16 protein-coding genes are annotated in these 21,684 nt (G+C 71.2%); 6 read left to right on the forward strand and 10 right to left on the reverse strand.

Features of this window, described 5'->3' with window-relative positions; translation table 11 throughout:
- Nucleotides 1–7 precede the first annotated feature (7 nt).
- The 5 genes from FHR33_RS18430 to rpmE all read right to left on the reverse strand — a co-directional run bounded on the left by FHR33_RS18430 (nucleotide 8) and on the right by rpmE (nucleotide 5,377).
- Nucleotides 8–2,449, reverse strand: coding sequence for a hypothetical protein (locus FHR33_RS18430; protein ID WP_183649123.1), 2,442 nt, complete (start codon nucleotides 2,447–2,449; stop codon nucleotides 8–10).
- Between the two features lie 60 nt (nucleotides 2,450–2,509).
- Nucleotides 2,510–3,154, reverse strand: coding sequence for an L-threonylcarbamoyladenylate synthase (locus tag FHR33_RS18435; RefSeq protein WP_183649126.1), 645 nt, complete (start codon nucleotides 3,152–3,154; stop codon nucleotides 2,510–2,512).
- An 11-nt stretch (nucleotides 3,155–3,165) separates the two neighbouring features.
- A complete protein-coding gene (gene prmC / locus FHR33_RS18440; RefSeq protein ID WP_183649130.1) occupies nucleotides 3,166–4,020 on the reverse strand; it encodes a peptide chain release factor N(5)-glutamine methyltransferase in 855 nt (284 codons plus the stop codon).
- Entirely contained in the window at nucleotides 4,017–5,069 is a 1,053-nt protein-coding gene (gene prfA / locus FHR33_RS18445) for a peptide chain release factor 1 (protein WP_183649133.1), read from the reverse strand. The genes prmC and prfA overlap by 4 nt, the downstream gene beginning before the upstream one ends.
- A gap of 92 nt (nucleotides 5,070–5,161) precedes the next feature.
- Nucleotides 5,162–5,377, reverse strand: a complete 216-nt coding sequence (gene rpmE / locus FHR33_RS18450; protein ID WP_183649136.1) for a 50S ribosomal protein L31 — start codon at nucleotides 5,375–5,377, stop codon at nucleotides 5,162–5,164.
- Between the two features lie 250 nt (nucleotides 5,378–5,627).
- On the opposite strand from rpmE, the gene FHR33_RS18455 reads away from it, so the two are divergent.
- Nucleotides 5,628–6,722, forward strand: a complete 1,095-nt coding sequence (locus tag FHR33_RS18455) for a hypothetical protein (RefSeq protein WP_183649139.1) — start codon at nucleotides 5,628–5,630, stop codon at nucleotides 6,720–6,722.
- 293 nt (nucleotides 6,723–7,015) lie between these two features.
- On the opposite strand, the gene rho is transcribed toward FHR33_RS18455, so the two are convergent.
- The 3 genes from rho to thrC all read right to left on the reverse strand — a co-directional run bounded on the left by rho (nucleotide 7,016) and on the right by thrC (nucleotide 11,712).
- Entirely contained in the window at nucleotides 7,016–9,076 is a 2,061-nt protein-coding gene (gene rho / locus FHR33_RS18460; RefSeq protein ID WP_183649142.1) for a transcription termination factor Rho, read from the reverse strand.
- Nucleotides 9,077–9,520: 444 nt separating this feature from the next.
- Nucleotides 9,521–10,522, reverse strand: a complete 1,002-nt coding sequence (locus FHR33_RS18465; RefSeq protein WP_183649145.1) for a homoserine kinase — start codon at nucleotides 10,520–10,522, stop codon at nucleotides 9,521–9,523.
- 149 nt (nucleotides 10,523–10,671) lie between these two features.
- Nucleotides 10,672–11,712, reverse strand: coding sequence for a threonine synthase (gene thrC, locus FHR33_RS18470; RefSeq protein ID WP_183649148.1), 1,041 nt, complete (start codon nucleotides 11,710–11,712; stop codon nucleotides 10,672–10,674).
- 166 nt (nucleotides 11,713–11,878) lie between these two features.
- Between thrC and FHR33_RS18475 the strand changes: the two genes are divergently transcribed.
- Entirely contained in the window at nucleotides 11,879–13,324 is a 1,446-nt protein-coding gene (locus FHR33_RS18475; protein ID WP_246452005.1) for a glycosyltransferase family 2 protein, read from the forward strand.
- A gap of 32 nt (nucleotides 13,325–13,356) precedes the next feature.
- Here the strand turns inward: FHR33_RS18475 and FHR33_RS18480 are convergent, their stop codons facing one another.
- Together FHR33_RS18480 and FHR33_RS18485 are read right to left on the reverse strand one after the other, a co-directional pair.
- On the reverse strand, nucleotides 13,357–14,970 hold the full coding sequence (locus FHR33_RS18480) for a glycosyltransferase family 2 protein (protein ID WP_312895600.1): 1,614 nt from the start codon (nucleotides 14,968–14,970) through the stop codon (nucleotides 13,357–13,359).
- Nucleotides 14,967–16,076: a glycosyltransferase family protein gene (locus FHR33_RS18485; RefSeq protein ID WP_183649154.1), complete on the reverse strand. Its 1,110-nt coding sequence runs from the start codon at nucleotides 16,074–16,076 to the stop codon at nucleotides 14,967–14,969. The genes FHR33_RS18480 and FHR33_RS18485 overlap by 4 nt, the downstream gene beginning before the upstream one ends.
- Before the next feature lie 224 nt (nucleotides 16,077–16,300).
- Between FHR33_RS18485 and FHR33_RS18490 the strand changes: the two genes are divergently transcribed.
- Genes FHR33_RS18490 through FHR33_RS18505 form a run of 4 tightly spaced genes read left to right on the forward strand, consistent with a single transcriptional unit; the run spans nucleotide 16,301 to nucleotide 21,661 of the window.
- Nucleotides 16,301–16,735 carry a hypothetical protein gene (locus tag FHR33_RS18490; RefSeq protein WP_183649156.1) on the forward strand — a complete coding sequence of 145 codons (435 nt, stop codon included), beginning with the start codon at nucleotides 16,301–16,303 and terminating at the stop codon, nucleotides 16,733–16,735.
- Entirely contained in the window at nucleotides 16,732–18,183 is a 1,452-nt protein-coding gene (locus FHR33_RS18495; RefSeq protein ID WP_183649159.1) for a glycosyltransferase family 2 protein, read from the forward strand. The genes FHR33_RS18490 and FHR33_RS18495 overlap by 4 nt, the downstream gene beginning before the upstream one ends.
- The gene (locus FHR33_RS18500) at nucleotides 18,180–20,027 is read left to right on the forward strand and encodes a glycosyltransferase (protein ID WP_183649162.1); all 1,848 of its coding nucleotides are present in this window, start codon (nucleotides 18,180–18,182) and stop codon (nucleotides 20,025–20,027) included. Before FHR33_RS18495 ends, FHR33_RS18500 begins: the two co-directional genes overlap by 4 nt.
- Nucleotides 20,024–21,661 (forward strand): glycosyltransferase, encoded by a 1,638-nt coding sequence (locus tag FHR33_RS18505; protein ID WP_183649165.1) that lies wholly within the window; start codon nucleotides 20,024–20,026, stop codon nucleotides 21,659–21,661. Before FHR33_RS18500 ends, FHR33_RS18505 begins: the two co-directional genes overlap by 4 nt.
- The last annotated feature ends 23 nt before the right edge of the window (nucleotides 21,662–21,684 follow it).

Here is a 21,684-nt window from a genome sequence, read left to right on the forward strand (position 1 = left end):
CTCCCTCTCAGCTGCCGGGCGGGACGGTGGGACGGCCCGGCGCGCCGGGCTCCACGCGCCCCGGCTCGCCGTCGGGCCCGAAGTCCTTCGGCACCCACTCGCCCTTGCCCCACTCCCCAGGCGGCACCTCGACGCTCGGCATCTCCATCGGCCCGATGTCGCTCGCGTTGTCCACCAACGACCTCAACGCCGCATCCGACGGCGGCCTGGCATCCACCGACACCACATCCCCGCCATCTTCGGCCCTGCCTGAGGCGGCAGCCGTCGCGTCACTCGCCCGCGTCGGCTCCGGAGGCGACGCCGACCCGGCAGAGGACGCCGACTCGGACTGCTGTCCCGCGGCGGGGCCTTCGTAGACCGCCCCCCTGGCCGAGGTGGAATCACCACCACCCGACGCCTGGGACGCGGCACCACCAGGATCCACCGAACCCGCGGCGCCATCAGGACCGAAATCCTTCGGCACCCACTCACCCCTGCCCCACTCCCCAGGCGGCACCTCGACGCTCGGCATCTCCATCGGCCCGATGTCGCTCGCGTTGTCCACCAACGACCTCAACGCCGCATCCGACGGCGGCCTGGCATCCACCGACACCACATCCCCGCCATCATCGGCCCGGCCCGAGGCGGCGCCCGTCGTGGCACTCGCCTCCGAGCGCTCCGGAGGCGACGCCGACCCGGCAGAGGACGTCGGCTCGGCAGAGGACGCCGACTCGGACTGCTGTCCCGCGGCGGGGCCTTCGTAGACCGCCCCCCTGGCCGAGGTGGAATCACCACCACCCGACGCCTGGGACGCAGCACCACCAGGATCCACCGAACCCGCGGCGCCATCAGGACCGAAATCCTTCGGCACCCACTCACCCCTGCCCCACTCCCCAGGCGGCACCTCGACGCTCGGCATCTCCATCGGCCCGATGTCGCTCGCGTTGTCCACCAACGACCTCAACGCCGCATCCGACGGCGGCCTGGCATCCACCGACACCACATCGCCGCCATCATCGGCCCACCCGCCGCTCGCGGTGGCACCGGTGGTCGCGCCGCTCGTTCCCTCCTGCGGCTGGACGGCCTGCGTCAACGGAGACTCCACCGGCGGCTGCACGGCCGGCGTCAGCGAGGTGTCGACCGGGGGTTGGACGGCCGGCGTCAACGGAGCCGACGGACCGTTCGACGGCGGCTGCACCGCCGGCGTCAGCGAGGTGTCCACCGGAGGTTGGACGGCCGGCGTCAACGGAGCCGACGGACCGTTCGACGGCGGCTGCACCGCCGGCGTCAGCGAGGTGTCCACCGGAGGTTGGACGGCCGGCGTCAACGGAGCCGACGGACCGTTCGACGGCGGCTGCACCGCCGGCGTCAGCGAGGTGTCCAGCGGTTGGACGGCCGGTGCCAGGGGGGCCGCCGAGCCTTCCATGGAGGGGAGGTCGGTGGGTCGCACCGCTTCGACGTCGTCCAGGAGATCGGCGATCTCGCGGGCGGTGGGCGGGTCGAGGGGGATCTGCAGGACCTTGACCCCGTCCACCTCCACGACCTGCGGCTTGCCCGCGTCGCTCTGGTCGATGTCGTCGGGGTGGTCCTTCGCAGGGGTGTCGAGGATGTCCTGGCCAGGCGTGCCGGGTTCGGTGCCCCTGTCGTGGCGGCTGTCCCTGTCGCCGTCCTTGGGCTGGTCGGTGGCGCTCGGGACGTCCCCGACGCGGGAGTCCGGCTGCGGCGTCGGCCTCGGCTCGGGCGTCTCCCCCGTCTTCGGGGCGGTCTCGTCGGGCGCGTCCCTCGGCGTCGACTCACTCTTCGGCGCGGGCTCAGGATCCTTCTTGGGCGCCGGCTCCGCAGGTGCGGGGTCTCGCTTGGACTCCGGCTCGGCAGGCGCGGGATCCTGTTTCGGCTCGGGCTGCGCAGGCGCCGGGTCCTTCCTGGACTCGGGTTCTGGAGGTGTGGGGTCTTTCCTGGGCACAGGCTCTGTTGGAGCCGGATCCTTCTTGGACTCCGGATCCGCGGGCGTCGGATCCCTCTTGGACTCCGGCTCCGGAGGTGTGGGGTCCTTCCTGGGGGCGGGGTCGGAGGAGGAGGGAGGGTCGTTCGGGGTCGTGGTCTCGCGAGGGTTGGCCGTCCTGGAGGCGCGATCGTCCTCGCGCGGCTCCTTGGAGTCCTTCGGCGCGGGATCCTTCGTCTCACCCGAGGCGGGTGTGCCGTTCGGGGAGATGTCCTTGGCCTGCTCCCCCACCCGTGGCGCGGCCTCCTTCTTCTCCAGCAGCGCCAGCCGCCCCGTGACGTCGCGCGCCATCTCCTCGCACGCGTCGGCCACCTGGGAGGGCCGGTGCGTCACCGGCGTGGCCAGGCCCGCGCTCCGCGTGGCCTGGGCGACCCTGCTCTCCAGCGAACGCATCTGGACGGCGGCCCGTCGCACCTCGGCCAGCAGGTCACGCACCAGTGTCGGATCCATACCGTCGAACGAGCCCATGGGCCTCACGGTAGGTGGCGTGCGCGGCCGTCCGCTTCAGGGATAAACAGACGGCATCAATCAGTCGGTGGCGACGTAACCCACGACGCCGCGCAGCTTCTCCACCGAGATGGCGCCCTTCCTGAGCAGCCGGGGCACGGCCGCGGTCAGGTCGAGGATCGAGGACGGCGTGTCGTCGGCGCAGGGCCCGCCGTCGAGGTAGACGGCGATCGAGTCGCCGAGCTGCTCCTCGGCGTTCTGCGCCGTGGTCGCGGCGGGCGCGCCCGAACGGTTGGCGCTGGAGACCGCCATCGGGCCCGTCTCCTTGAGCAGGTCGAGCGCCACGGGGTGCAGCGGCATGCGCAGGGCGACCGTGCCCTTGGTGTCGCCGAGGTCCCACGAGAGCGACCTGTTCGCCTTGCACACGATCGTCAGAGGGCCGGGCCAGAAGGCGTCGATGAGGTCCTGGCCGTACGCGCCGAGGTCCTCGACCAGGGCGTTGGCCGCGCGTACGGTGCCCACCAGCACCGGCGGCGGCATGTCGCGCCCACGGCCCTTGGCGTCCAGCAGCGCGGTCACCGCCGACGGGGTGAAGGCGTCGGCGCCGATGCCGTAGACGGTGTCCGTCGGCAGCACCACCAGCTCGCCCTTGCGCACGGCAGAAGCCGCGTCGATCAGCCCCGCGGCCTTCTGCTCGGCATCTGCGCAGTCATAACGTCGTCCCACGGCGAGCAATCCTATTCCTGGCCGAACTTGGCGGTGACGAAGCGGTCCCTTCGGGTGAGGTCCTGGCGCAGACGTGCGTCGCGCCAGCCCTTGTCCTCGGGGAAGAGACGGTAGACCGACTGCCCCTGCTCGTCGGCGTGCTCGACGGCCACCCAGCCGCCCGGCCTGAGCAGTCGGCGGGCCGTGCGCTCGACGGCCCTGACCTCGTTGAGCCCGTCGGCGCCGCTGCCGTACAACGCCCGTGAGGGGTCGTAGTCGCGCACCTCGGGATCGCGCGGGATGGCGCCTGGCGGGATGTAGGGCGGGTTGGAGATGACGAGGTCGACCTTGCCGTTGAGCTCGGGAAGCGCGTCGGCGAGGTCTTCTGGGTGCAGGTGGACACGGCCCTGGCCGTGCTCGGCGATGTTGCGCTTGGCCCAGCCGTACGCGTCGGGGTCGACCTCCACCGCGTGCACCTGGGCGAGCGCGACCTCCTGCGCGATCGACAGCGCGATGGCGCCCGAACCGGTGCCGAGGTCGACGACCAGGGGTTCGGCGACGTCCATCTCGCGCAGCCGCTCGATGGCCCAGCCGGCGACCACCTCGGTCTCGGGGCGTGGCACGAACACACCCGGGCCCACCGCGAGTTCCAGATAGCGGAAGTAGGCGTGTCCCGTGATGTGCTGCAGCGGCTCGCGGGCCTCACGCCTGGCGACGCCCTCCCAGAAGAGGGCGTCGAAGTCGGCGTCCTTGACCGTGTGGAGCTCGCTTCTGCGCACGCCGTGGACGAACGCCGCGATCTCCTCCGCGTCGGTGCGCGGGGACGGCACTCCGGCCTCGGCGAGCCGGGCGGTTGCGAGAGCGATCTCGTCCAGCAGGAATGTCATGAGTGTTGTGCGAGCTTCTCCGCCATTTCGGCGTCGATGAGGGCCTGGGTGACTGCGCTCAGTTCTCCGTCGAGCACCTGGTCGAGGTTATACGCCTTGAAGCCGACGCGGTGGTCGGAGATGCGGTTCTCCGGGAAGTTGTAAGTCCTGATGCGCTCAGAACGGTCCATCGTACGCACCTGGGACTTGCGCTCGGCCTGCGCCGCGGCCTCCGCCTGCTCCTGCGCCACGGCCAGCAGCCTGGCGCGCAGGATGCGCATCGCCGACTCCTTGTTCTGGAGCTGGCTCTTCTCGTTCTGGCAGGAGACGACCACGCCGGTCGGCAGGTGGGTGATGCGGACCGCCGAGTCGGTGGTGTTGACGCTCTGCCCGCCGGGGCCCGAGCTCCGGTAGACGTCGATGCGCAGCTCGTTGGGGTCGATGTTGACCTCGACCTCTTCGGCCTCGGGATAGACCAGCACACCGGTGGCGCTGGTGTGGATGCGGCCCTGCGACTCGGTGACGGGCACCCGCTGCACGCGGTGGACGCCGCCCTCGTACTTCAGCCTGGACCAGACGCCTTCTTCGCCCTTGGCCTTGATGGCGACGGTGACGTCCTTGTAGCCGCCGAGGTCGGAGTGCTGGGCGTCGATGATCTCGGTCTTCCAGCCGAGGCGCTCGGCGTAGCGCAGGTACATCCGCAGCAGGTCGCCCGCGAACAGCGCGGACTCCTCGCCGCCCTCACCCTGCTTGATCTCCATGATGATGTCCTTGTCATCATTGGGGTCTCGCGGGATGAGCAGATGCTTGAGCTTCTCCTCCAGCTTGGGGATGCGCTCCTCGAGCTGGACGGCCTCCTCGGCGAAGCCCTCGTCCTCGGCGGCGAGCTCCTTGGCGGCGGTGAGGTCGCTTCTGACGCCCTCGAGCTCGCGGTAGGTGCCGACGATGGGGGTCAGCTGGCGGTAACGCCTGCCGAGCGTGCGGGCCTTGTTCTGGTCTGCGTGCACGGCGGGGTCCGCGAGCTGCTGCTCCAGCTCGGCGTACTCACTGAGTAGTTCGTCGAGATTCACCGTGCGTCCTTCTTCCGCTTTGTCGCCGCCTCTTCACCAAGAACGCCGACCCGGGCGCGCGCATGCGCGTCTCCGGGCCGGCGTCAGGGAAGCTACTTGCTGGCCTTCTTGCCGAAGCGCTGCTCGAAGCGCGCCACGCGACCGCCGGTGTCGAGGATCTTCTGCTTGCCCGTGTAGAACGGGTGGCAGGCGGAGCACACGTCGGCGTGGATGGAGCCGTTCTTCGCGGTGCTACGCGTGGTGAAGGTGTTGCCGCAGGTGCAGGTCACCTGGGTCACGTTGTACTCGGGGTGGATGTCGCGCTTCATTGCAAGTCCTTTCGGGGTGCGGTCGCCGGGTCGCTCGTACGGCTTGCGCGCTGACACACTGAGTGATTTCGCGCGCGGCGGGAACCGGTACCGCTTTCGGTTCAGCTACCAGTGTGCCAGATCCTTCAACCATCCCAGGCCACAGGTCATTCCACGCGATCCGATGGACGGCTCGAATCAGCCCCAGTAGTCTCAAACGTCCAATCCGTAACTTTTCTCACATATACACCGATGCAAGGGGCCCCATCACATGAAGAAAAGGATGCGGTTGCTGCTGGCGACCGCAACGGGGGTGGCTGTGCTCGTCGGGGGCGCCAGCCTCTCCTCGGCCAGCGCATCCGTGTCGCAGGCGGCGTACGTGGCCGCCGACGACATCACGAACGTCTCCATGAGCGGCAGCGCCTACGTGCCCGCGGACAAGGAGATCGAGGTCGGCTTCACCTTCGCGGTGGCCAACCCGCTCGGCACCGGCGACGGGCCGACCACGGACGCCGACAAGGTCGCGGTCACCTCCGCCGATATCACCCCGCCCGGCAAGAGCGCGAAGGCGGTGTCGCTCACCTACACCGCGCCCGCCAACCTCACCGATGCGACGCAGAAGCGCCCGGCGTCCGCTTCGGGCAGCGGCAAGTTCACCATCACCAAGGACGACCCGTCCGGTGACTGGACCTTGAAGATCGTGACCTCCCGCGGCACGAACAGCTTCACCGTCAAGGTGGCAGGCAAGCAGGGCATCACCGGCGCCTCGGTCAACCCGAACCCGGTCAACCTGGTCAAGGGTCAGGAGGTCAAGGTCACCGTCCAGGCGGCGGTGAAGGACGCCTCCCTCGTCAGCGCCAAGATGACGAGCGACACCACCTCCGAGTACTACGACCTCGGCAGCCTCGAGCTCGGCACGGACGGCTACTACACCGGCACCGTCTACTTCACCGACGACAGCGCGCCGGGCGAGTGGACGCTGGAGATCTCCGCGAACCGCGGCGGCGAGACGCTCAAGGGCGTCGGCGCGTTCACGGTGAACGCGCCGAGCGGCGGCGCCTCGAAGAAGGCCAAGTCGAAGGTCACGCTGGGCGCGCCCGCCAAGAGCAAGGTCAGCAAGGCCTTCAAGCTGTACGGCAAGGTCTACCGCGGCTCCAAGGCGTACGCGGGCAAGATCGTGGAGGTGTACTTCAAGAAGAAGGGCACCACGAAGTACAAGTTCATGGGCTTCGCCAAGGCCAGCTCGACCGGCAAGTACTCCAAGGCGGTCAAGCAGCGCTACGACGGCTACTGGCGCGTCAAGGTCCCCGCCACCAGCAAGACCTACGGCTCCTGGTCCAGCCAGAAGTTCGTGGACGTGAAGTAACACCCTCTGGTTGAACCGATGGCCCGCTCCTCGAAGGAGCGGGCCATTCGTCTTTGGACGGCTCGCGAAGACGGGCCGCTGGGAATCCCCCACGGCCACGTGTCCCGGATCGAGGCCGGTGACCTGGAGTCGACGAGCCGGTACCACCTGAGCCGCCGGCGAGGACCAGGTGAGGGCGTGGGGCGCCAGGCCCTCACCGGGCGAGCCCAGGGGACCGTGCCGTCGTGGGGACGTCCCCATACGACACGGTCCCGGCCCCAGGAATCGGGGCCGGGACCGTGCGGGTGGTGCTGTCAGTCGCGTTCGGAGCTGACCGTGGTCTTCTGGACCTGGAGGAGGAACTCCGCGTTGGACTTCGTCTCCTTCATCTTCTCCAGAAGCAGCTCCAGGGCCTGCTGCATGTCCAGCGCGTGGAGGACCCTGCGCAGCTTCCAGGTGATCTGGAGCTCGTCCTTGCCCATGAGGATCTCTTCCTTACGGGTGCCGGACGCGTCGACGTCCACCGCGGGGAAGATGCGCTTGTCGGCCAGGGAGCGGTTGAGCTTGAGCTCCGCGTTGCCGGTGCCCTTGAACTCCTCGAAGATGACCTCGTCCATCTTGGACCCGGTCTCGACCAGGGCCGTGGCGAGGATCGTCAGCGAGCCGCCGTTCTCGATGTTGCGCGCGGCGCCGAAGAAACGCTTCGGCGGGTAGAGCGCGGTCGAGTCGACACCACCGGACAGGATGCGTCCGGACGCCGGGGCCGCCAGGTTGTAGGCGCGGCCGAGACGGGTGATGGAGTCGAGCAGGACGACCACGTCGTGGCCCAGCTCCACCAGACGCTTGGCGCGCTCGATGGCGAGCTCGGCGACGGTGGTGTGGTCCTCGGCGGGACGGTCGAAGGTCGAGTGGATGACCTCGCCCTTGACCGAGCGCTGCATGTCGGTGACCTCTTCGGGCCGCTCGTCCACGAGCACGACCATCAGGTGGCACTCGGGGTTGTTGCGGGTGATCGCGTTGGCGATCGACTGCAGCACCATCGTCTTACCGGCCTTGGGCGGGGAGACGATGAGGCCGCGCTGGCCCTTGCCGATCGGGGCCACGAGGTCGATGATCCTCGTGGTCAGGATGTTGGGCTCGGTCTCCAGGCGCAGCCGCTCCTGCGGGTAGAGCGGGGTCAGCTTGTTGAAGTCGGGCCTGTTGCGGGCCTGCTCCGGGTCCATGCCGTTGACGGTGTCGAGGCGGACCAGGGCGTTGAACTTCTCCCTGCGCTCGCCGTCGCGCGGCTGGCGGACGGCGCCGGTGATGACGTCGCCCTTGCGCAGGCCGTTGCGGCGGATCTGGGCCAGCGACACGTAGACGTCGTTGGAGCCGGGCAGGTAGCCGCTGGTCCTGACGAACGCGTAGTTGTCGAGGATGTCCAGGATGCCGGCGATCGGGATGAGCACGTCGTCGTCGCTGACCACGGGCTCGTTGCTGTCGAAGCGGTCACGGCCGCGGCCGCGGTTGCGCTCCCTGAACCTGCCGCGCCTGCCGCGCCCGCGCTCGTCGTCGTCGCCACCGCCGCGCGGGTCCTGGCCGCGGTCGGGACCACGGTCCTGACCACGGTCGGCGCCACGGTCAGCGCCACGGTCAGCGCCGCGGTCCTGGCCACGGTCACGGTCGGCGCCGCGGTCACGGTCCTGGACGCGCTCACGGTCCTGAGCACGGTCCTGGACGCGGTCGCCGCGGTCGCGGGTGCGCTCGGCGTCGGTGCGCTGCGGCTGCTGCTCGGAGCGCTCGCCGCGCTCCTGGCGGTCGCTGCCGCGCTCCTGGCGCTCGCCACGCTCGCCGCGCTCGCGGCGGCTGCGGCGCTCACCACGGTCGCGACGGCTCTCGCCACGGTCGCGGCCGTCGGCCTGGTTGTCGTTCTGCTGCTGCTCCACGACGGGCTGCTGCTGCTCCACGACCGGTGCGGCAGCCGCCGCGACAGGCTCGGGAGCCGCGACGGGCTCGGGGGTGGCGACAGTCTCTGCGGCCGCGGCGGGGCGGGAACGTTCCCGACGGCTGCGGGCGGGGCGCTCGGCCACGGCCGGGGCCTCCGCGACGGCGGGGGCGGCGGGCGCCTCCGCGGCGGGGGCGGCGGGGGCGCTGTCACCGGCGCCGACTCCCTGCTTCTCCTGGATACGCGCGATGAGCTCGCTCTTGCGCATCCGCCCGGTCCCGCTGATGCCCAGCTCGGCGGCAATCTTCTGCAGCTCGGGCAGCACCTTCGCGGACAGTCCGGTGCCGGAGCGACGCGCGCGAGGCTTGGCCGCGGCGCGGGTGGGGGTGTCGCCGGACGCGCTCGCGGACGAGCCGGAAGCGTCGGAGAGGAGTTCGGTGGTGTCGCTCAACTAAGGGTCCTTCCCAGGGGTCGGGCGTCGGCCATGATCAGCCGATCGTCCCGGAGGTGCTGTCGATCCGGCGGGACAGACCGGGTCGGGGTGCACTTTGCGATCTTCGGCCGCCGCGCAGGACGGCCGCCACGGTTGGGGAGGGGTTCGTCCAGGTCGCCACAGGACGGTGGCGCGTGGAGGGGACCCCCCAGATTGCTGTCGCCAGCCAGATGTCGAAGTGGTTCGAACGCGCACTTCCCCGGATTCGCCGCCTCGCGTCGCGCCGACCGGGTGTGGGCCAACCGGAGCGAACGGATTCGGGGAGACAGCCGCGCTGCTCACGCCTCGCGACGTGAAGCATGATGCAACGATGTGTGGCTGACAAGCACGCACCCAACAAGGGGGCATCTGGTGCGGCTATCAGCCTAACATCACCAGCGCACACGGCTATTCCCTGAAGGTCTAAGAGGCATCAGCGTGTCTCGGAGACTGAACGGTCGCACCATCCTGGTCGACGTCCATTAGCTGGATATGCCAGTCATTACCCACTTCTGGCGCGATCAAATCCTGCGCATCCGGTGTCGAAAACGCAAGGATCGTGGGACCCGCTCCCGAGACGACGGCGGGCACGCCCATGGCACGAAGCCGTTCTACCAGATCCGCCGTCCGCCGCATGGCAGGCGCGCGATAGTGCTGGTGGAGACGGTCTTCCGTGCCTGCGAGCAGCAGTTCACGGTCGGGACGCTGGGTCAACGCGGCGATCAGCAACGCTGCCCGCCCCGCGTTGAAGGAGGCGTCCTTGTGAGGCACTTCCTTCGGTAGAAGCCCCCGCGCGGTCTCGGTGGACAGTCGCGTAGCGGGTATGAGCGCGACCGGCCTGATGCTCGCGTCGGGAACCAGTTTCACCATACGCGCGGTACCGAACTGGTCGGTCCACGCCACGGTCAGTCCTCCGGCGAGACAGGGGGCGACGTTGTCGGGATGCCCCTCCATCTCGGTGGCGAGCGCGAAGACCTCGTCGTCGGTGAGCTCTTTTGTTCGCTCAGAGCCGAGCGCCGCCTGCCCGTCCGCGCCGTCCTGACCCGCCAGCGGCGTGTACGGCAGGCGCGCCAGAGCACGGGCGGCGAGGATCCCCGCGCAGATGGCGGCCGAGGAGGACCCCAGGCCGCGCGCGTGCGGGATCCTGTTGCGGCAGCGCAGCCGGATTCCCGCGGGTTGCGGGGCGTTCATCCGGTCGAAGGTCCTGCGCATCGCCCGCACGACGAGGTGCTCGTCGCCGAGTTCGAGCTCTCCGGCGCCCTCGCCCTCGACCGTCACCTCGACCCGCGAAGCGCCGCCCTCCGGCGTGAACAGCTCCGCCTCGACCTCGTCGTGGAAGGCCAGCGCGAGGCCGAGGGAGTCGAATCCGGGGCCCAGGTTGGCGGAGGTCGCCGGAACCCGGACGACGACCGTGCTGTCGGTCATGCAGCTCCTCGGGTAAGGACGCGCCGTGACGGCGGGAACCGGAGTCCTGCTGGGCGCGCGCCCCCGCGAGAGGGCGCGCGGCGGACACGGGGGCCCTTCGCGGCTTGCCGTACGAGATGTGGTCTCAAGCGTGCCGTACGGGACGGCGTCTACAGCAGGTCGAGCGCCGACGCGGCCGCGTGGACGTCGATGGGGATCGTGACAGGCGCGGGAGCGCCGGAGATCGCCCAGTCGGGGTCCTTGAGGCCGTTGCCTGTCACCGTGCAGACGATGCGCTGGCCGGGCTCGACGAGACCCTGCGCGTGGGCGTGCAGCAGGCCCGCGACGCTCGCCGCGGAGGCGAGCTCGACGAACACGCCCTCCTCCTGCGCCAGCAGCTTGTAGGCGGCGGCGATCTGCCGGTCGGTGACCGCCTGGATGACGCCGCCGGACTCGTCGCGCGCGGCCTCGGCCAGCTGCCACGAGGCGGGGTTGCCGATGCGGATGGCGGTGGCGATGGTGTGCGGGTGCGTGACGGGCGCGCCGTTGACGATCGGGGCCGAGCCGCTGGCCTGGAAGCCGAACATCCGCGGCGACGTGCCGTACTCCTGGTAACCCATCCAGTAGGCGGAGATGTTGCCCGCGTTGCCGACGGGGATGCAGTGGATGTCGGGCGCTCCGCCGAGCGTGTCGACGATCTCGAAGGCGGCCGTCTTCTGGCCCTGCAGGCGGTAGGGGTTGACCGAGTTGACCAGCGCGATCGGGTAGTTCTCCGACAGCTTGCGGGTCATCTCGAGACAGTCGTCGAAGGACCCCTCGACCTGCAGTAGCGTCGCGCCGTGCACGAGAGCCTGGGCCAGCTTGCCCATCGCGATCTTCCCGCGCGGCACCAGCACGGCGCAGGTCAGCCCCGCCCGTACGGCGTAGGCCGCGGCCGAGGCGGAGGTGTTGCCCGTGGAGGCGCAGATGACCGCCTTGGCGCCCTCCTCGACGGCCTTGCTGATGGCCATGGTCATGCCACGGTCCTTGAAGCTGCCGGTCGGGTTCGCGCCCTCTACCTTGAGGTAGACCTCGCAGCCCGTCAGCGCGGAGACGCGCTGGGCCGGGACGAGCGGCGTGCCGCCCTCCAGGAGCGTGACCACGGGCGTCGTCTCGCTCACCGGCAACCGGTCCCGGTATTCCTCGATGAGGCCTCGCCATGCCCTGGTCATGATTCGCTCCTGCGACTACCTGCGGTGTTGTGCACCGAGTCTACGGCCACCCGGCTCGGCGAGCGGTACGGGCGTCCATTTGATGGACAGACTCCTCAGCCAATACCCAGCAACCCCGGATAAGGTCTCCCACAGGGGACGGGGAGGCTGGACCACGATGACTGCGATGACGCAGAACGACTACTCCGCACTGACACCGCCACAGGTGGGCCGATGGTCGCCCTCCTTGTCGGTGAGCGTCGTGGTTCCCTCGCACGGCGGCCCGCACCTCGACCTCACGCTCGCCGCGCTGGCCGCCCAGACCTACCCCGAGCACCTGATGGAGGTCGTGGTCGTCGACGACGGCAGCGCCCCGCCGATCGAGCTGCCGGAGATCAGGCCGGTCAACACCAGGATCGTGCGCGTCACCGACGGCTGGGGCATCTCCCACGCGGTGAACACGGGCGTGAAGGCGGCCGACGGCGAGATCATCCAGCGTCTCGACTCCGACATGGTGGCGGGGCGCGAGCACATCGAGGCCATGGCCCGCTGGCACCACGTGAGCGACTACGTGGTCTCGATCGGGATGAAGAGGTTCGTCGAGAAGCCGCCGCTGACGCCCGCGCAGGTCTTCGGCGCCGCGCGCCTCGGGGAGCTGTTCGACCTCGCCTCGGCCGTTCCCAGCTCGACCGAGGCGACGATCGAGAAGACCGACGGGCTGCGCAAGAGCCGCAATCCCTACCACGTGTGCACGGGGCCGACCTTCGCCCTTCCCCGCGAGATATTCCACGCCGTGGGCGGGCTCGACCCGCACGTCCTGCGCGGCGAGGACACCGAGTTCGCCTACCGCCTGGCGATGCACGGCGTGGTGTTCGTTCCCGAGCCGCTCGCCGAGGCCGTCCATCTCGGACTGCCCGCCCAGCACCGCGACCGTGAGCGCGCGGTGCGGGTGGTCGAGCCGTTCCTCGCCCACCGCATCCCGCTCAGGCGCGACCTGCGCAAGGACAGGGGGCGGCGCTGGCTGGTGCCGTACGTGGAGATCGTCCTCGACGTCACCGACACCTCCGAGTCGACGGTACGGCAGGCGGTGGCCGCCGCGCTCGACGGCAAGGTGCAGGACGTCGTGGTGACGCTGGTCGGCCCGTGGTCGCGGATGAGCGACGAGCGACGTTCCGTGCTCGGCGACCCCTGCTTCGAGCTGCGGGTGATGCGCGAGCTCTACGCGCACGACGAGCGGATCAGGATGATCGACGAGGCCGCCCCGACGCCCGCGCCCACGCCGTTCCGCTACGTCGGGCCGGTGGACGTGCCGCTGCACAAGGCGACGCTGGAGCGGATGATCGAGTCGGTCCAGAAGGACCTCACGGGCGTGCTGGTCGTCGACCTGCCCGACGGCCGCACGGCCAGGCTGGAGCGCACCTCCGCGCTGGCTCGGGCGAGGCTGCTGGCCGAGCCCTGCGCCGACCTCGACGAGATCATCGAGGTCACCCACGGCGTACGGCACGAGCCCCCCGACCGCTTCTGGCCCGCTCCCGCCGCCCCGAAGCCGGTGTCGATCCCCGCGCCCCCGCCGGCCGTCACGCAGGAGCGCACGTTCCTGCGCAAGCTGAAGTCCGCGCTGCGCCCCAACTGAGCCGGGCCACGCCAGAGGTCCGATGTCCTGGCTCAGACCTTGCGCTTGAGCGCGCGTTTCACCGAGGCGGTGAGGGCGGCGCGCAGGCCCTGCTGGACCCGTCCCGCCGCGGCGAGCTGACGGCGTAGCGTGCCGACCTCGCGGCGCAGCTCGACTGTGCTCCTGCGCCACTTGCCCGACTCCTCGCGCCACCTGTCGACCTGGCCGCGCAGCCGTTCGACCTCGGCTCTGAGCTTGGCCGCCTCGGCCTGGGCCTCGCTCCTGGCCCTGTAGGCCCCGCGGCGGCCGAGCGGGACGCGCGGCTGCCTGGCGAAGCCGTGGGTCTCGCCCTCGACCCAGCGCACCCCGAAGACCGCGTCGACGGCGTCGTCGAGCTCCTCACCCGGTTCGAGCACGACGCGGGCCCTGGCGAAGGCGGCGGTGCGTTCGAGGCGCGCGGTGACGACCTGCCCGCCCGACTCCGACAGCAGCACGTTGACCAGCCCCTGGCCCTCCTCCTTCGCGAGGTCCAGCAGCCTGGCGAGGCTGTCCTCCGCCGGCGTCCAGCCGGCGGGAAGGCGCAGGACGTACGGCACGGCGGGGTCGGTCTCGTCGGTGGCCGCCAGCCGGACCCTGCCCTCGTGGGCGTAGTGCCCCTGCAGCAGCACCAGGTCGAGCGCGGGGTCCCTGAGCGGTGCCCTGCGGTCGCGTTCGAGCCCCTCCCACGGGCCGACCAGCGTGACGGACACGTCGGGCACGGTCCCTGCCAGCAGCGCGTCCACGGTGGCGCGCACGTCCTCGTAGCCGCCCTCGTCAGCGTGCACGACGGCCTCGACGAGGGGGACCTTCCACTGGCGTCCGGGGTGGGAGCGAAGCCAGCGGTAGGCGGGGACGCGGTCGGCGACGGTGGCGTGGCTGACCCTGTCGATCGGGGCCTTGTCGCGCATCCGCATGGTGGGCCCGAGGTGGTAGGCGCGGGCCTGGGGCTCGGGCACGAAGACGGCCCCTGCCTGCGCCAGGCGGTAGCCCATCTCGGTGTCCTGGCCGAGGACCAGCTCCTCGTCCATCGGGCCCGCGGCCGCGACCAGCGCGGCGTTGACCGAGGTCGCGCCGCCGACGTGCAGGCTGAAGGGCCTGCTCGGGTTGGCGGTCAGGCCGTCTGTCCTCTCGACCAGTTCCACGATCCACGCGTGCGGCTCGGCGGGCTCGAAGGCCGACTCCAGGTCGTCGGGCAGCCTGGCGGGCACGGGGGCGGAGGTGAAGCGGATGTAGCCGGTGACGACCAGGTAGGGCGCCTGGTGGTGCCAGCGCATGTGCGCCTCGATCGCGCGCGGCGTCAACACCACGTCGGAGTCGAGCCAGTGGATGACCTCGCCGGAGGCGACGGCGAGGCCGGCGTTGCGGGCGGCGGCGCGTCCGGGGCTCTCGCAGACGACGAGCTTGACCCATGACGGCACGCGAAGCGGCGGGACGCTGCCGTTGTCGACGACGACAACCTCGACGAGGTGCGCGGGGTAGCTCTGCGACCGCAGTGCCTCGAGGACGAGGTCGAGCTTGTCCTGCCCGCCGTACGCGGGGACGATCACGCTGACGCTCATGCGAGGCGTCCACGTGCCGAGGTCGGGGACGTCGAGCACGCGGTAGTCGTTGCCGCGCACCCGTGTCACGAGGCCTCCAGCAGGAGACTGGGCCTGAAGCCGCGCCACTGGTTGTGCGCGACCTTGAGGAAGTGCGCCAGGGGCAGCTGCCAGGTGTGCCCCTCGCTGTGGGAGCGGCGCAGCACGTAGCCGAGGCCGTGGGCGCGGTAGATGCGGGCGCCCCTGGCGTGCTGGGACTTCAGCAGCGCCGCGTCGACCCCTCTGGGCAGCGGTTCGAAGCCGGGGAAGTCGTCGCGGGCGAGCAGGATGGTGCCGCCCGCCACGAAGTCGGTCCAGACCTCGCTCGTGTAGGAGATCCGACGAATGGTGGTGGTGAGCGGCTCCAGGTAGAAGAACTCGGCGGCCGTTCCCACGATGTCGGCGCCCGAGGCGCGCTTGGCGAGCAGCAGGTCGGACAGGTGCTCGGGGCCGTACCAGTCGTCGTCGTCCCACTTGGCCACGAACTCGCCCGAGGCGCGGGCGGCGGCCAGGTCGAGCAGCGCGCCGAACGGCGTGCCGGCGTCGGCCGACACGACGCTGATCGGCAGCTCGCACTCCTCGACGGCCCTGCGCGCGAGCGGATGGTCGGCGATGCCGTGCAGGCCGAGCAGCACCTCGACCTCGACGTGGCGCTGAAGGGCGATCTGGGCCAGCGCCGAGGCGAGCAGGTGGGGCCGCTTGCTCGACATCACCACGCTGACCGTGGGCGTGAGCGCCGGCCTGGGCGCCAGGCGGCGCAGCCGTACGCTGTGCTCCTCGCGGCGCAGATCGGCCACGCATCTCGGCCCCGCCTCCCTGTTGACCGACAACCAGCCCCTGTCGGTCAGAAGCGCGGCAAAGTCGGGGGAAACCCAGTCAGGCACCCGGTCAGGAAGCGCCGAGGTGAGCGGGACCCCGGCGAAGGCCAGGTTCATGAGCCCGTCGAGGGCCGCCCGCCGCTCCTGCTCGGTCATGTCGCCGGGCCACTCCACCGACAGCCCGCACAGGGGGCGCAGCGCCTCGATGCCGGGCAGCCCGTCAGGGCTCTCGCCGAGGCTCCAGCCCGCGTCGCTCCAGCGCAACCGCTCGATTTCCGCTGTGGGGGTACGCAGGTAACCGGCGGCCCCTCGCGTCTCCACGAAGGGAATGGCGGTCATCGGAGGCGCTCCTCGTCCTGTCGTCTTCGGGCGCGCCTACTTTACGCCGCTTTGACTCTGACGGAAGAGCGGGTCATTCCGAACGAGTTGGCCTGAGCGTTCGTTCCCAGCAATCATCCAGGAACTTATGGCACGGTAGTGCCTTCTGTTGACTATGGTGTAAATATCCCCACTTATCCCCAGCCGCACGTCATCGGACGAAGTTACACGGAAGGTATGCGCGGATGCTCTCGCCCCGCCACCTGGCAGCGATCGCCATCCTCGGAGGTCTCGTGCTGGCCGTCCTCGGGGTGCTCTCGCTCACCGGAGCCGTCTCCCCCGCCGCCGCGCTCGCCGCGGCCGCGTTCCTGCTCGCGCTGTCGGCTCTCGCCTTCCTGGTGCTGACCGTGCGTCGCCTGGACGGCAAGGCCCACCGTATCGACCTGCGAGTCAAGAAGATCGAGAACGGCCTGACCCAGAGCGCCACCGGCCTGAAGCGCATCGAGTCGCGCATCGACAGGCTCTCGGCCGCGGTCGAGGAGTCGGCGACCAGGCGCAACGAGGACCTCAGCGCGATCCTCGCCTCGCTCGGCGAGGACAGGGTCAACGCGATGACCCACGCCGAGGAGGTGGCCGAGCTCAGGGCCGCGCTCCGCGAGCTGCGCGAGGAGCGCGTGTGAAGGTCCGCCGCAACGACTACGGCTCACTGCGCCCGCCCGCGATCGGCGCGTGGACGCCCGAGCTCACCGTCACGGTGGTGATCCCCGCCTACAACTGCCAGGACGAGCTCGACAGGACGCTCGCCACACTGGCGACGCAGACCTACCCCTCCCACCTGCTCGACGTGGTCGTGGTCGACGACGGGAGCGAGCCCGCGCTGCGGGCGGAGGCGCAGATCGTCAGGGTGCGCGAGGGCTGGGGCAGGGGGAACGCCAGGAACGTGGGAGCGAGGGCCGCGACGGGCGAGGTGATCCACTGGCTCGACGCCGACATGATCCTCGCGCCCGACCACGTCGAGGCGCACATGCGCTGGCACCACCTGCTCGACTACGCGGTGGTGGTCGGCGAGGTCCTGTTCGGCGACGACTTCGACAGCGGGGCCGTCCAGCCGTACACGGCGAAGATGCTGGAGGAGACCCGCAGGCTCAGGGACGCGGGGACCAGCGCCTACCTCCTGCACACCGGCGCCACGGCCTCGGTCTCCGCGCGCCTGCTGGCCGACGCGGGCGGGGTCGACCCCCGGCTGAACATGGCGGAGGACACCGAGCTCGGCTACCGGCTGGCCCAGGCGGGCGCGGTGTTCATCCCGGACGGCGAGGCGCGCAGCCTGCACGTCGGCGAGTCCACGGTGATGCGCAGGCAGCAGGAGGTCCACAGGCACAACTGGTCCTACCTCGGTGACCACATCCCCGACCTGCGCTGGCTGAGGAGCCATCCGCGCAGGCAGTGGCTGGTGCCCTACGTGCGGGTGACGGTGGAGGCGGCGGGCTACGAGCAGACCAGGGCCACGGTCGACTCCGCGCTGGCCGGTTCGGTCCCCGACGTGGCGGTCACGCTGGTCGGGCCGTGGTCGCTGCTGGGCGAAGGACGGCGCTCCAACCTCGACGACCCGCTGCTCGATCTGCGGCTGCTGCACAACCTCTACGCGCACGAGCCGCGTGTGTCGTTCGCGTGGAAGGCGCCCGAGAGCGTGGCGCCGACGCCGTACCTGCTGAGTGTGCCGCCCGGGTGGGTGCTCGGCGCCGACACCGTGGCCAGGCTGGTGGCTCTCGACGAGGGCCTGGTCAGCGTGGCGCTGGAGGAGAGCGGGAGCGGCGTCGTGTCCGCGCGGCTCGAGCGCACCGCGGCCTTCGCCAGGGCGCGCAGGGTCGGCGGCGACCTGGACGCGCTGGTGGACGAGATGTTCGGCTCCGTGTGGGTCGGCGGGCGCGAGTACGGCCTGGCCACCGCCGAGGAGGCCGAGCCCGTCGCCGGGGATCCCGCCAAGTGGCGGGCGCTCGCGGCCAGGCGCAGGGACGAGATCAGGGCGCTGGAGGCCGAGGTCGCCGCGTTGCGCGAGGAGCTCGCGCAGGCGAAGGAGGAACCGGCCAAGACCGGTCTGGCGACCTTCCTGAGGCGCGTCATATGATCGCCGACCTCGTGCGCGAGACCCTGGAGCGCGGAGGAAGGGTCTTCCAGGCGGGCCTCGACGCGCACAGCGGCGCCACCGACCTCGACCACGAGCTGATCGAGCCGGGCGCCGAACGCGTCAAGGAGGTGCTGGTCCTGGCGGGCAGCCCCGCCGACCTGCGCAGGATCGCCACCCTGCACAAGCTGCTGCCCGAGGCCGAGCGGGTGGTCGTCGCGGTCGCCGACACCCCCGCCGCGCACCCGGCCCCCGTGCCCACGCCCACCCCCGCGCACCGCTGGAGGTCGCTGACCGAGCTGCGCGTCTACCAGCCGAAGAACCGCGTGTGGGTGGTGGACGCGCGCTTCTCCGCGCCGACGCCCGCGGGCCGTACGGTCGCCGCCACCGCCCGCGCCTTCGCGGGGCACCGCCTCGACGTGATCGCCGCGCCCGCCGCCGCCATCGCGGGCGTCGGCGCGGCCGACTGGCGGCCGGGCGACCCGAACGCCACACCCGCCGAGCTGACGGGCCCCGTCCCCGACCGGGTCGGCGCGCCCGGTGGCGACATCGTGCTGCGCACGGTCGAGGACGACGTGGAGTGGGCCGAGGACGAGCAGCCGGTGGACCGGCCGACGGTCGAGGCGGCCAGCTGGGAGCGGATCGGCCGCCCCGGCGGGACCGAACTGGCCGCCGTCCCCGTGGAGCCCTCGATGATCCCGCCGGTGGACGAACGCCTGGTGAACCCCATGGGCTTCGTCACCACCCCTTCGCGCGGGATGGCCATGCTGGCGGAGTCGGGCGGCCGCTGGTCGGTCGTGCTGGACGGCAGGCCGGTCGTCACGTTCGCCGCCTCGGGCGGGGTCACGGACGCCGACGTGGCCAGGCTCAGGCAGATCAGGGGCGTGGAGATCGACTGGCGCCACGCCCACAGCGGCCCGCTGCCCGCGGTCAGGGTGCTGGCGGGACTGGCGGCCGCGGGCGTGCCGCTGGTGGCCTCGGAGGTGCCGCGCTGGGCCAGGGCGATGGGCGACAGGCTGTCGTCCCTGCTGACCACCCCGGTGGACCTGGCGGACGAGCTGCGGCGCGAGGAGCACAGCGTCAGGCTGCGCCGCGAGGCCATGCGCGTCCACGGCGTGGCCGCCAGGTGGGAGCAGCTCGGCTCGCCCGCGCCCGCTCCCCCGCTGACCTCCGTCCTGCTGGCCACCCGCAGGCCCTCCATGGTCGGCTTCGCGCTCGAACAGGTGGCCAGGCAGCGCAACGTCCAGCTCGAGGTGGTCCTGGCGCTGCACGGCGTCTCGCGCGACCATCCCGACGTCGTGGACGCCGTCAAGCGGTTCGACAGGCCGATCACGGTCTTCGAGACCGACGCGATCTTCGGCGAGGTGCTGAACGACGCGGCGGCCCGCGCCTCTGGCTCCTTCCTGCTGAAGATGGACGACGACGACTGGTACGGGCCCGACTTCCTGTGGGATCTGCTGCTGGCCCACTCCTACTCCGGCGCCCAGGTGGTCGGGACCGTGCCCGAGTTCGTCTACCTGTCGTCGATCGACGTGACGGTGCACCGCAGCCAGATCACCGAGCAGATCACGAGTTTCGTGGCAGGCGGGACGATCCTGGTGGAGCGGTCGGCCTTCCAGGCGGTCGGCGGGTTCAGGCCGCTGAGGCGCTCGGTCGACACGCAGTTCCAGGAGGCGCTGCAGGCGGCGGGCGGGCAGATCTACCGCACCCACGGCCTGGGCTACATCCTGCGCAGGGGCCCCGCGGCCGACCACACCTGGCAGGAGCCGATCGGCACGTTCCTGCAGCGCAACAGGCAGCAGTGGAGGGGATTCAGGCCGAACGCGCTGATGGAGCTGGCCCCGTGAGGATCAGGCGCAACGACTTCGGCCCGCTGAAGCCGCCCGCGCTGGGCGCGTGGGAGCCGTCGATGACGGTGACCGTGGTGGTCCCCGCCCACGGCGGCCAGGAGAAGCTCGACCTCACGCTGGCCGCGCTGTCGAACCAGACCTATCCCGCGCGCCTGCTTGACGTGATCGTGGTCGACGACGGCAGCCCCGTGCCGCTGCGCGCCGACCTGGTCCCCAACGGCAGGGTCGTCAGGGTGCGCGAGAGCTGGGGCAGGGCGGCGGCCGTGCAGGCAGGAGCCGACGCGGCCACCGGCGAGATCGTGCTGGTGCTCGACGCGGACATGGTGCCATGGCCCGAGCACGTCGAGGCGCAGATGCGCTGGCACCATCTGGCCTCCTACCTGGTCGTCCTCGGCTGGATCGACTTCACCGACCCGCCCGTGCTGCCCTCGCCCTCCGAGGTCGCGGCTGGGGTGGCGGACCTGTTCCCCATGTCGCCGCACCGGCACGACTGGGCCGAGGAGATCATCGCGAGCCACGACGGGCTGCGCACGGCGCCCAGCTCGCTGGTGTCGCGGGTGCACGTGGGGGCGACGGCGTCCTATCCCGCGTGGCTGCTGCGCGCGTGCGGCGGCATGGACACCACGCTCAAGCTGGCCGAGGACACCGAGCTCGGCTACCGGCTGACGCAGGCGGGAGCGGTGTTCGTGCCCGATCCCGAGGCGCGGGCCTGGCACGTGGGGGTGCCGACCGCCATGCGCTCCTTCGCCGAGCTGAAGCGCTACAACGACCCGTTCGTCGCCGACCGCGTGCCGTACCGGCGCTACCTGCGGACCGATCGGGGGCGGCAGTGGCTGGTGCCGTACGTGGAGGCGGTGGTGGAGGCGGGCTCCTACGAGGACACCCGCGCCACCGTCGACGGCCTGCTGGCGAGCTCGCTGCCCGATGTCCGGGTCACGGTCGAGGGGCCGTGGGAGTCGCTGACAGACTCGCGCCGCTCGCCGCTGTCCGATCCGCTGCTGGAGCTGCGGCTGCTGCGCGCCCAGTTCGAACACGACCCCCGCGTACGGCTGGGACCCGCGCCCGAGCCCGTCGCGCCCTTCCGGCTGCTCTGCCCGCCCGGCTGGATGCCCGAGCCCACCACCGTCGAGCGGCTCGTCGGCCACCTGGAGGCCACCGACGGGGGCGCGCTGTGCGTCGCGCTCGAGGAGAGCCTCGAGGGTGTGGTGTGCGCCCGGCTGGAGCGCACCGCCGCCCTCGCGCGAGCGTCGCTCCTGATCAAGGAGGGCGAGCACGTCGACGACGTCCTGGACGAGGTGTTCGGGCTGGAGTGGGTGGACGGCGCCGCCTTCGGGCTGGCCAGGAGGCCCCGCCTCTACCCTCCGCGCCGGCGCCCCGTGCCCGAGCACGAGCGGCTGGCCAGGCAGCGCGACAAGGAGCTGGACAGGCTGCGTGAGCGGACCGCGGCGCTGCGGGCCGAGGTCGCCCAACTGCGCAGGGAGGCGGCCAAGGGGCGCAGGGACACCGCGCGCTGGAAGGAGAAGGCCGAGCACTGGCGGCGCGAGGCGGTCAAGCTCGCCCGCGAACAGGACCGCACGGTGCTCGACAAGGCCGTGCGCAGGATGCGCAACCTCACCTTCCCCCGGCGCTGACCCTCGCTCCTGGTGAGCGGCGG

Origin of the sequence: Nonomuraea dietziae, assembly GCF_014195505.1 — a bacterium.
GTDB lineage: Bacteria > Actinomycetota > Actinomycetes > Streptosporangiales > Streptosporangiaceae > Nonomuraea > Nonomuraea roseola.